At 36.4% G+C, this 11,352-nt stretch carries 8 protein-coding genes; 3 read left to right on the forward strand and 5 right to left on the reverse strand.

The features are described from left to right. Positions 1-740 precede the first annotated feature (740 nt). A complete protein-coding gene (locus tag F6K54_RS06745; protein ID WP_293075870.1) occupies positions 741-884 on the reverse strand; it encodes a hypothetical protein in 144 nt (47 codons plus the stop codon). A gap of 461 nt (positions 885-1,345) precedes the next feature. Between F6K54_RS06745 and F6K54_RS06750 the strand changes: the two genes are divergently transcribed. Together F6K54_RS06750 and F6K54_RS06755 are read left to right on the forward strand one after the other, a co-directional pair. Further along, on the forward strand, positions 1,346-2,446 hold the full coding sequence (locus F6K54_RS06750) for a PPC domain-containing protein (protein ID WP_293075872.1): 1,101 nt from the start codon (positions 1,346-1,348) through the stop codon (positions 2,444-2,446). Between the two features lie 1,394 nt (positions 2,447-3,840). After that, positions 3,841-4,974 (forward strand): cob(I)yrinic acid a,c-diamide adenosyltransferase, encoded by a 1,134-nt coding sequence (locus F6K54_RS06755; RefSeq protein ID WP_293075874.1) that lies wholly within the window; start codon positions 3,841-3,843, stop codon positions 4,972-4,974. A 624-nt stretch (positions 4,975-5,598) separates the two neighbouring features. Here the strand turns inward: F6K54_RS06755 and F6K54_RS06760 are convergent. Then, the gene (locus F6K54_RS06760) at positions 5,599-6,024 is read right to left on the reverse strand and encodes a hypothetical protein (protein WP_293075875.1); all 426 of its coding nucleotides are present in this window, start codon (positions 6,022-6,024) and stop codon (positions 5,599-5,601) included. A gap of 142 nt (positions 6,025-6,166) precedes the next feature. Further along, positions 6,167-6,730 (reverse strand): hypothetical protein, encoded by a 564-nt coding sequence (locus tag F6K54_RS06765; protein WP_293075877.1) that lies wholly within the window; start codon positions 6,728-6,730, stop codon positions 6,167-6,169. Between the two features lie 353 nt (positions 6,731-7,083). Between F6K54_RS06765 and rpsD the strand changes: the two genes are divergently transcribed. Further along, positions 7,084-7,692, forward strand: coding sequence for a 30S ribosomal protein S4 (gene rpsD / locus F6K54_RS06770; protein WP_293075879.1), 609 nt, complete (start codon positions 7,084-7,086; stop codon positions 7,690-7,692). Between the two features lie 407 nt (positions 7,693-8,099). Here the strand turns inward: rpsD and moaA are convergent, their stop codons facing one another. Together moaA and F6K54_RS06780 are read right to left on the reverse strand one after the other, a co-directional pair. Next, the gene (gene moaA / locus F6K54_RS06775; RefSeq protein WP_293075881.1) at positions 8,100-9,086 is read right to left on the reverse strand and encodes a GTP 3',8-cyclase MoaA; all 987 of its coding nucleotides are present in this window, start codon (positions 9,084-9,086) and stop codon (positions 8,100-8,102) included. 875 nt (positions 9,087-9,961) lie between these two features. After that, positions 9,962-10,639: a hypothetical protein gene (locus tag F6K54_RS06780; protein ID WP_293075883.1), complete on the reverse strand. Its 678-nt coding sequence runs from the start codon at positions 10,637-10,639 to the stop codon at positions 9,962-9,964. Between the last annotated feature and the right edge of the window lie 713 nt (positions 10,640-11,352).

The following is an 11,352-nucleotide window of genomic DNA, read 5'->3' on the forward strand; positions in this document are numbered from 1 at the left end:
AGGTCGAAACTCCTTCAGTTGAGAGCAGAACAAGGGAAGCTTTCAGGTCAATGAGCAGCTAAAAAGAGAAGGCACAGATAAACCCTATAAGAATTCTTGATAAGTCGCGGGAGGGCATTCCGAGACTCTAAGCGGACGCGGAGGCAAGTGTAAGACTAGCGCCAAGGTAGCGACAGCCTGTGAAACGTCAACCCACCGAGGAGCTACGGCTCGGCAGGAATCCCCGTGCCTTTAGGCCGGGGAGGATGTCAAACATAACCACCTTGTACTCTTTAAACCTACATTCCACACGACAAAACGTAGCATAAAAGTCAAAAGTCAAAAGTCAGAAGTCAAAAGTCAGAAGAAAATTATAGTGGTTAATAGAAATCAAAAATTCAGTAAGTATTTATCAACAGGACTTACACAAATTTACCTTAAACGCTATATGTAGGGAGAATGGCATTCGCCCTCACTTTATTTAGTTTCTGTGCGTAAGTCCTGAATAATATAATTAGCGATCGCTAAAAAAATACACACTTGACTCTTTTTGTCAAGTTTTATGTTAGGAAAGATATTGTTCATAAAGCATAGCTTTCCAAGGGAGGCTGAGAAATTCAGACACAAAGGTTAAAAAGGAATTTGAAAAACCTGCCTTTGATAACCGGATTGACAATTATAATTAACGCCAAATATTTTAACTTTTAAAATTAAGAGGTACAAACAATGAGTGGTTTTAGGCGAGTAGGTAATATCTTAAGTTAATTATCGAAAAGAAGACACAGTAATACCATCATCAAAAATAGAGCGAGAGTACATCTTACAATAATATAATTAGCGATCGCTCCAAAAATACACACTTGACTCTTTTTGTCAAGTTTTATGTTAGGAAAGATATTGTTCATAAAGCATAGCTTTCCAAGGGAGGCTGAGAAATTCAGACACAAAGGTTAAAAAGGAATTTGAAAAACCTGCCTTTGATAACCGGATTGACAATTATAATTAACGCCAAATATTTTAACTTTTAAAATTAAGAGGTACAAACAATGAGTGGTTTTAGGCGAGTAGGTAATATCTTAAGTTAATTATCGAAAAGAAGACACAGTAATACCATCATCAAAAATAGAGCGAGAGTACATCTTACAATAATATAATTAGCGATCGCTCCAAAAATACACACTTGACTCTTTTTGTCAAGTTTTATGTTAGGAAAGATATTGTTTATAAAGTATAGCTTTCCAAGGGTGGCTGAGAAATTCAGACACAAAGGTTAAAAAGGAACTTGGAAAACCTGCTTTTGATAACCAGATTAACAATTATAATTAACGCCAAATATTTTAACTTTTAAAATTAAGAGGTACAAACAATGAGTGGTTTTAGACGAGTAGGTAATATCTTAGTCAGTAGTGGAACACAAGAGACAGTAATACCATCATCAAAAGTTGAATCTGACCAACCTTTAAAGGTGACAGTATTTTCAATTAGCTCTAGGGAGGGTGGCAATGCTCTTCATAAGGTTGGATTAAGGTTGAAAGGAAATGCACCAAACTTACCACTTCCTTCTCAGGGCTTTAGAAATTTTAGTAACGTTGAGCAACTTGTTTACGATCCGGTAGAAACAGATATAAACTATACTAATGTAGTAGGAATCTATGCCGGTACTGGACTTTATTTGTTAGAAGTTAGCTCAGAAGATGTCAGTAATGATGTGTCCACCACTGCAGTTTCTATTGGTAACGTCTCTAATAAACCATCAGTTGATGGCTTTGTTGGCCGTAGTGACACAGATGATTGGTTTAAGTTTGAAGTATCCAACAACAGTCAAGTTAGAGTTACACTAGACCCTATCATGGACAACGCTAAATTAGAGCTATATGACAGAGGTCTAAATCCCATAGACTCAGCAAAAGCCGAAGCAACAAATAACGGAGTAATCAACCAAAGTCTTTCTGCTGGAGATTACTTGGTTAGAGTAACACCTGCCGACCGTAGTGCAAATATTCCTGATGGAAGAAAAGCCTCTACAGATTATATATTGACTGTCCAACAAGTTAGTGGTAATTCTGGAGCTGGCAACCCCGGAGGTAGCAGCTTTAGCAGTAGTTCTCAAAGTGTAGAGCGCTTCTGGAACTTTACAGCACTACCACATATTTCTACAGGTAATCAGATTGAGATAAATAATTTCACAGGTCAACCTACTCTCTTCCGACCAGAAAGTAACGAATTTGATGTACCAGTCAGCGAAGGCGAGCCAGTCTTTTGCTATGTTAATACAACTACGGAAAGTACCTTTTTATCATTTGAAACTGGAATAGAAAACTCCCTCCCACAATTCATAAATACAGGTGTAGCATTTAATTCCTACAGACCAGTAGGCAAAACAGAGATTAGACCAGCAGATGCACCCGAAACACAATACCCGTTTACCAACCGACCAACTTGGACGCTGAACAAGCAAACCCTTTAAATATTCTATTACTCACCTTTATACTTACGATCAAAATAATAGGTAGGTAGTGCTTGACCAAAAAATCAGGTCAATAGCCTCCCCTTGGCTGCGCCGCGAGCTACCGCTCTACAAGAGGATGAAAAAGCGCTCGTTTTGCTGGCGCATAACTTACGTTAACGCTACGCGACATGAAAAGCGCAGCTTCCCGAAGGGTGGGATGGCGAAGTCCCCTCGCTGTCCGACCATCGACCAAGAGAAAATCGAGTTCAACATTTCAATCCCGATACTTTCCTGCGGAATGCTGCGCAAATAGCCAGAGAGAGGTACTGATAACTGATAGCTGAAATGACAAACTTGCTCTATCTGCAATAAAAATTTCATCCTCCATCTCCGGAAGCTTCAGTAAATGAAACTACTATTGTTCAATAGTCATAAAAGGGAAATTTTCCATCCTCCACCTCCAGGAGCTTCAGCAAATGAAACTAACTATTGTTCAATAGTCATAAAAGGGAAATTTTCCATCCTCCACCTCCAGGAGCTTCAGCAAATGAAACTAACTATTGTTCAATAGTCATAAAAGGGAAATTTTCCATCCTCACCTCCAGGAGCTTCAGCAAATGAAACCACTATTGTTCAATAGTCATAAAAGGGAAAATTTTCCATCCTCACCTCCAGGAGCTTCAGCAAATGAAACTAACTATTGTTCAATAGTCATAAAAGGGAAATTTTCCATCCTCACCTCCAGGAGCTTCAGCAAATGAAACTAACTATTGTTCAATAGTCATAAAAGGGAAAATTTTTCATCCTCACCTCCAGGAGCTTCAGCAAATGAAACTAACTATTGTTCAATAGTCATAAAAGGGAAATTTTCCATCCTCCACCTCCAGGAGCTTCAGCAAATGAAACTAACTATTGTTCAATAGTAATAAAAGGGAAAATTTTCCATCCTCCACCTCCAGGAGCTTCAGCAAATGAAACCACTATTGTTCAATAGTAATAAAAGGGAAATTTCCATCCTCACCTCCAGGAGCTTAAGTAAATGAAACTAACTATTGTTCAATAGTAATAAAAGGGAAATTTCCATCCTCACCTCCAGGAGCTTAAGTAAATGAAAACACTATTGCTCTATCCGCAATAAAAGGAAAAAATTCCATCATCCATTATTTTCATTTTCTGAGAGCTAATAAAAATAATCGTCACGCCAAAGGATTTTCGGTTGCATCCTCACAAAAACTGTGATAGGATAGAAACTATAAGGGGTTACTCGCCTATGCACATGATTTTTTATTCAACGAAAAATAGTATTGTTTTTCAGGGATAGGGGGACCTTCCGCTTTTCTAAAGTCTGAAAAACTGTATATTACTAAGTTAGATAACCAAAATCAAAAATCACCAACTCCAAACAACTACCTATGAGAAGAAACGGCATTGGTATACGCACCGCACAAGCCATGTCAGAAAGAATTGTGGGACAAATTCATGTTTACGATGGCTCCAGTAAAGGTAAATCTCAAGCAGCATTAGGAGTAGTTTTACGTTCCATAGGTTTAGGGATACATTCTGACTCTCCAACTAGAGTATTACTACTGAGATTCCTCAAAGGACCTGACCGCTCTTATGACGAAGATGCTGCCATAGAAGCCTTACAAAAAGGCTTTCCTCATCTAATAGACCAAGTACGCACTGGTAGAAGTGAATATTTTGGCCATGATGAAATTATTACATTTGACCGTCAAGAAGCCCAACGGGGTTGGAATGTCGCCAAAGGAGCGATCGCTTCTGACTTATACTCAGTTGTAGTCTTGGACGAACTAAATCCAGTTCTAGACTTAGGTCTATTACCAGTGGATGAAGTCATCCACACTATAAAGGATAAACCAGAACAGTTAGAAATTATTGCGACAGGTCGTGCAGCTCCTCCAGCATTGTTGGACATTGCCGACTTACATTCAGAAATGAAACCCCATCAACACCCAACTGCTCAAGCTCATGGTATTACAGGGATTGAAATTTATACAGGTGCTGGTAAGGGTAAATCTACCAGTGCTTTGGGTAAAGCATTACAGGCCATAGGTAGGGGTATTAGTCAAGACCAATCTCATCGAGTCCTAATTATACAATGGCTCAAAGGAGGTATTGGTTATACAGAAGATGCAGCGATCGCCGCCTTACGTCAAAGCTATCCAAATTTGGTGGATCATCAACGTTGTGGTGGAGATGCTATTGTGTGGCGAGGACAACAAAAAGAAATAGATTTTGTCGAAGCAGAAAGAGGTTGGGAAATAGCTAGGGCGGCTATAGCTTCTGGTTTATATAAGACTATTATTTTAGATGAACTTAATCCTACTGTAGATTTAGAATTATTAGAAGTAGAACCAATAGTTGAAGCTTTATTACGCAAGCCAAAAGATACGGAGATAATTATTACTGGTCGTTGTCTTAATCCACCAGCATATTTTGATTTGGCTAGCGTTCATTCAGAGGTTTTCTGTCATAAACATTATGCTAATCATGGGGTAGAATTAAAACGTGGAGTTGATTTTTAAGGAATTAGGGAATAGGGAAGTAATAAAATGTTTTTAGCAATTATTTGTATGAAGTAAAGATATCTTATTCGTTATTTGGTTACTCCCTACTCTTTGCCTTCAAGAAGATGTAGCAAAAATGCGTGAATTTGGTATTAGATATATACTGAAACGACAGAAAAATACAATTTCAAAGAGGATTTAAACCTAAACTGATAGCTGAAAACTGTTAGCCCAGAGCTAGTTATAGCGCTACGCAAATATGTTAAGATTTTCCTCTGTTTCCTGTTCCCTATTCCCTTACAACTAAAATTTATTGTCCTAACCAAAATACATCTCCAATAATAAAAAATAAAATCAATTATCGCACTCTTATTCATCAATTCTTTCTCCCTACTCCCTCTTTTCTGGAGATGCCTAAAAGACTTCAATAATTGATAATTGATAATGGATAATTGATAATTACCTCTCCCTAAAAACGGATAGGATTGAATAAAAGGAAAATTTTTTCTTGTTTCCCCTTGAAAGGGGGAGGATTTTTACCTGAATTATTTAATTAATAAAGTAAAAAATCAAAAAACTCCCAGCTTTGAGTAATTGGAAGTACTAGAGAAAATTATTTGCTTCCTATGGCAAGAAAGAGAATTATTTGACCAGAGAAATTTCTTTTTCAGCTTGCTCAGATACAACTTCATTATCTTCAACTAAGTCTAGCTCGCCACCTGGTGCTTCAGGATGCTGTTGAACAAGTGTTTCTTCTGTTGGTACTTCCATAAACTCATTCCCAGCATCAACATCAGCTTCTGCTTTACGAGCAATATAACGACTAGCAGAAAAAGCACCTAATCCCATTAAACCTACTGTACCAGTAGCAATACCAGCAATAGCAAAGTCAGACTTACCGGGAAAATTTTTGCTTAACCAAGAACTTAGTGGAGCTAATGGTGTTTCCGATGTTAAACTTTTACCCTTGTTGCTGAAAATACAAGCTTCTGCGGTACTAGAAAAAAGTACACCACCAGCGATCGCTACAGTAGACAAAACACTGGCCATAATATGATGTTTTTTCATTGTTTTTTAGTAAAGTAGCTTTTGATTAAGGGATCTTAACAGCACTTTCTAAAAGTAGCAACTAAGTAGGAGAGTGAGGGAATGTTCAACAATTAATTATTAATTATTAATTATTAATTATTAATTATTACCTCTTCCTTCTTTAATCTGGAGAAATATCACTGATTTTCGCATCGGGATTGAGACAATTAGATAATAATTCTTCTGTAGTTAATCCAACATTAGCACTTAAACCAACCACACAAAAAGAAAAACGTTTTGGCAGTAAACTTAGACGACAACTTTCTAAAATAGCAGCTTCATTAGACTTATCTTGAACTGATTTATTAATTTTTTCTACACAAGTTCCCAATTCATCAAATCTTCTGACTCGTTGACAATTAAATAAAATATCTTCTGCTGAAAGTTCTTCTGTTGTATTATCATAAATTTTTGTCACGCATCTTGATAAACCTCTAGGTTTGAGAGCTGCACCACAAGCATTAGCTACTTCTGCCTCAGATAAACCTACACTTAGTAAATCTTCAGAGCAAATTTTAAAAGATTTTTTATTTGCTTGAGCTACTGCTACTTGAGGAGTAGCTATTAACAAACCATAACTAAAAACTCCTACTAAATAAATCCAGCGCCAATGACGGAATTTAATAGATCGAGGAAACTTTTTCAGGAATAAATTAGAAAAGTTAATATTAGGAATATTAGGCATAATAAATAAATTAAATTAATGGATTTACTACTAGGTAAGCATTCAGCCGTCAGCTATCAGCCATCAGCTATTACTTTTAATTTTAGATAAAAGCTTTATTAATTCTATTACTATAAAAGTTTGCTCCCTTGCCCTTAAAGTCTATATTAATTTAAACACTATCCTGTATAAGAGAGTCTTATTGCTGTTAACGCAGTTCCTCCGTAGGAGGCTAGCTGACAAGCTAATAGCTGTTTGCGCAGCATTCCGTAGGAAATGCTTACACTGCTAAAGAAAAGCTAATTGACAAAACAACGCTTAAGTAGTATATAATATAAGATTGTGGTTAAATTTGATGTTAATGAGGAAATTATATGTCTAGATATAGAGGCCCACGCTTAAGAATAGCGCGTCGTCTCGGTGACTTACCAGGACTAACTCGTAAAAGTCCCAGACGTGCTTATCCCCCCGGTCAACATGGTCAAAATCGGAGGAAGCGCTCAGAGTACGCAATTCGACTAGAAGAGAAGCAAAAATTACTTTATAATTATGGTCTTCGCGAACGACAACTCCTACGTTATGTAAAAAAAGCTCGTCGTGCAGCAGGTTCCACTGGACAGGTATTATTGCAACTACTAGAAATGCGTTTAGATAATACTGTATTTCGTTTAGGAATGGCACCAACTATTCCCTCAGCACGACAGCTAGTTAATCATGGTCATGTAACAGTAAATGGTAAGGTTGTGAGTATTGCTAGTTATCAGTGTAAACCAGGAGAGGAAATTGGTGTTAGGTCAAAAGAGGCATCTCAGGAATTGGTAAAAACTAATCTTCAATATCCTGGTTTAGCGAATATTCCTAGCCATTTAGAATTTGATAAAAATAAACTTGTTGGTAAGGTTAATAGTATTGTGGAACGGGAGTGGGTGGCACTTCAAATTAACGAACTATTAGTAGTGGAATATTATTCCAGACAAGCATAGAGATTTTTGTTTTTTATCTGAATTTTTAATTCATTAGTTTTTAGTTTTGTGGAATGGGTTTTGTGGAATGGGCCTCTGGCCCGTTCTTTCCTCATTCTTCCCTGATATTTGCCAAACAATTTTAAGCACCCCCGTTGTTAACGAAGTCAGAAGTTAGAAGTCAGAAGTTAACCCACCCCTAACCCCTCCCAGGAGGGGAAGTAGGGGATTTGAGCAACTCTCCAAAAATATTGTGCCTTAAAAGGCGGGGTTTTAGACCCATGTTCTTTTGATAACTGATAGCTGATAACTGAATATAGCGCTACGCATTAAAGTGTTTAACATTTCTAAATCCTGAAACCCTTTAACAGTTTACTATTGCCTATTGCCTATTCCCTATTCCCTAGCGCGTAGCGCCATAACTGATTTCACCCACCAATTTGTGACATAGTTCGACCATAACTTCCAGTAGTGCCAGACTCTCTTTGCTTAAAATTAATTTCTGGTTTAATACCCAACAAACATTCTACCTGCTGCCGTAACTCCTCAACAGAAACCCCACTACGCAGCGCACTTTTTAAATCTATTTGACCCATTTCATTCAAAAGGCAAGGTCTTAACCATCCATCCGCTGAGAGACGCATTCTATTACAGCGATCGCAAAAACATTCTGACATTTGACTAATAAATCCCAGTGTCCCTTTTGCTCCAGGAATCTGAAAGACATCGGCAGGCCCATTTCCTCTAACAGAAGATTCTGTCAAACCCCATCGTTTCCTAATTTTTTGCCGTAATTCTTCCGAAGATATCCAACCTCGGTCGTCAAATAATTTATCATTACCAATAGGCATAAATTCAATAAATCTAACGTGCCAATTACGGTCAATAGTTAAAGCTGCTAAGTCTAAAACTTCATGGTCGTTAACCCCAGGAATTACCACTACATTTATTTTTAAAGGGTCAAAACCTAAATCATAAGCAGCTTGAATACCATTCCAAACCAGTTGCCAACGACTACGACCTCGATTACCAATAATTATATTAAAAGTATCTGAGTCTAGAGAATCCAAACTAATATTAACTCTTCTCAAGCCAGCTTTATATAAATCTTTTGCCATACCCGCCAACAAAAATCCATTGGTGGTCATTGATAGGTCTTGAGTCTCTGGGAAAGAGGCGATCGCTTCTACTAAATCTATCACACCAGGACGTAATAAAGGTTCGCCTCCTGTTAACCGAAACCTAGTAAAACCTACAGGAATAAAAACTTCTTTTAGTAGGGTTAGTAATTCATTATGAGTTAGTAAGTTTTGTTGTAATACATAGTTAATTTCTGCACCTTCTGGCATACAATATTGACATCTAAAATTGCAACGATCTATCAGACTAATTCTTAAATAATCAACTTTATTCATATTAAAAATATTCTATTTCAACAATTAATAATTAATAATTAGGGCTTGCTGATTAAACCTAAAAGCATTGACATATAAAGACTTTAGCCTTTTTAGGGTCGAAAAAAGTGCTTGATTTTCAGTCTAAAACGCTCAAAAAGTTAGTATTTTAGGCACATAGTTGAGTAGAAAAATCATTCTTACAATTCTTACTCCTACCTCCTCGCTCATTCCTATTTCTCCTGTCTCCTGTCTCCTGTCTCCTGTCTCCTTCCCCTACTAAAAGACTTTTTCAGCAAACCCTAATTAATAATTACCTCTCCTTGAAAAGAAGAGGATTGACTCAAAGGAAATTTTTTTTCTTTTTCCCCTTAAAAGGGGAGGCTTTAAACCACAATTTATCGGTAATACAATTTTATATTATACTGAATAGCTAAATATAGCGCTGTGCGCAGGCAACAGGCAACAGGCAACAGGCAACAGGGGGAATAAATTGCTGTTTGCGCAAGCATTCCGTAGGAATCATATAAGACTTTTAGCTATTTGGCCCATCCTGCAATTTGTAAATATACCAGCGCTCATTGCTATATTTACCAGTTATGGCATTTTTTTGACCAAAAAATTAAGAAAGTATAATTTTGACCAAAATTTTCAGTAGCTTGCATAGATAAATATACCTTTTTAGCGATTTCAGAAAACCCTAATTAGCCATGAATTTCGTATTATTGATCAATTTATGAATATCTTTACTTGATATTAAATAGCAGATTTTTCAATTTGATAATTCACCAATAAAAAATATTAAATTATCAAATTAATCTAATTTAAAATATAGCAAAAAACGAGTTACTTAGGGCGTATAATGATGATGAAGTTTAGGCAGATAAATGTTTTTCCTACTGTTCCCTGTTCCCTGTTCCCTGTTCCCTCCCATAACACAGAAGCGCATAAATAAAGACAACAACTCCTAACATTTCAAGTAATTCTTCAATTGTTACCAATATTTCATAAAAAAAGTTATTAGTATCATATAAATAAGCGTAATATCCACCAACCATTTCCATACCAATTCCACCTCCAACATAAAATATTCCAGCGAGAAAAAATAGATATTTTATTTTTCTAGGCAGAGATTGAAGAAACTTTAGATAAATAAATAGAACAGTCATAACTAATATTAATCCTGGAATTACCCAAGTGTAATAAAAAATTCCCGTCGCATTCAGCATATCTCGCAAAGGATGAATTAGTTGTTCGTGTAAGCTAATTGTTTCATCAAGTCCTAGATAGAAAAATATTACAGATAAACCTATCCACTTCCAAAGATATTTATCATTTTGTTGCCATTTTTTATGAGAAATTATCCCCAGAATGATACAGCAAAAAAATAAAGAAAAAGATGAAAATAATGAAGGAATAGTATATTCTCCATCTACATTAAATTTATCAATCAATTCGGTAGAATTAGAGAAACCATAATATTGAAAAAACTGCCCGGTAATACTGGCAATAGTCAAGCCAATAACAATAAATATCAGAAATATAATGGTTTTTTTTGGAGATAAATAAATCATATAGTAATTCCCATACTGGTGAGGTACAAAATTCGTTGATTTTAGGGAGTAGGGAGTAGGGAGTAGGGAGTAGGGAGTAGGGAGTAGTAATTCGGGAAACAGAGGATAGAAAATAAGAAAAATAACTGTATCTCACTAATTTGAGAAACGCTATATTAAGGAAGAAGGTATTAGGTTTTAGGTATGGAATTATATCATATCTGATTGAATACCGAAGGATAATACAGTTTCATAATCATAAATATTGGCTACAAATATATATATAATTTTTATGATAATTGCTCTGTTGTTGTCAAAAATTATCAATCTAATTGAGCGTTCTAATATTAGCCAGTTAGTATTAATTAGGGCTTGCTGATTAAATATCAAAGCATTGAAATATAAAGAATTTAGCCTTTTTGGTGTCTTTAAAAAGTGCCTAGTTTTCAGCTATTAATGCTCAAAAAGTTAGTATTTTAGGCACATAGTTGGGCAGAAAAATTATTCTTACAATTCTTACTCCTACCTCCTCTAAGCACCCATTTCTCCTGTCTCCTGTCTCCTGTCTCCTACCCTCACCCATAAGACTTTTTCAGCAAACCCTAATTAGGGTTTGCTGAATAAATTGGTTGGTGGGGTAGGACACGGGGACGCGGAGACGCGGGGACGCGGAGATGGGGGCACAGGCAAGGGTTTCGGCCATTTTATGTGAAGAAATTTTCGTGAATTTCAGC

The sequence above is a fragment of the Okeania sp. SIO3B5 genome (genome assembly GCF_010692555.1).
GTDB lineage: Bacteria > Cyanobacteriota > Cyanobacteriia > Cyanobacteriales > Microcoleaceae > Okeania.

Excerpts from the sequence above, each read along its gene's own strand:
- F6K54_RS06745 (WP_293075870.1), bottom strand. The coding sequence starts at position 884 with ATGAACAATATCTTTCCTAACATAAAACTTGACAAAAAGAGTCAAGTG.
- F6K54_RS06750 (WP_293075872.1), top strand. The coding sequence starts at position 1,346 with ATGAGTGGTTTTAGACGAGTAGGTAATATCTTAGTCAGTAGTGGAACA.
- F6K54_RS06755 (WP_293075874.1), top strand. The coding sequence starts at position 3,841 with ATGAGAAGAAACGGCATTGGTATACGCACCGCACAAGCCATGTCAGAA.
- F6K54_RS06760 (WP_293075875.1), bottom strand. The coding sequence starts at position 6,024 with ATGAAAAAACATCATATTATGGCCAGTGTTTTGTCTACTGTAGCGATC.
- F6K54_RS06765 (WP_293075877.1), bottom strand. The coding sequence starts at position 6,730 with ATGCCTAATATTCCTAATATTAACTTTTCTAATTTATTCCTGAAAAAG.
- rpsD (WP_293075879.1), top strand. The coding sequence starts at position 7,084 with ATGTCTAGATATAGAGGCCCACGCTTAAGAATAGCGCGTCGTCTCGGT.
- moaA (WP_293075881.1), bottom strand. The coding sequence starts at position 9,086 with ATGAATAAAGTTGATTATTTAAGAATTAGTCTGATAGATCGTTGCAAT.
- F6K54_RS06780 (WP_293075883.1), bottom strand. The coding sequence starts at position 10,639 with ATGATTTATTTATCTCCAAAAAAAACCATTATATTTCTGATATTTATT.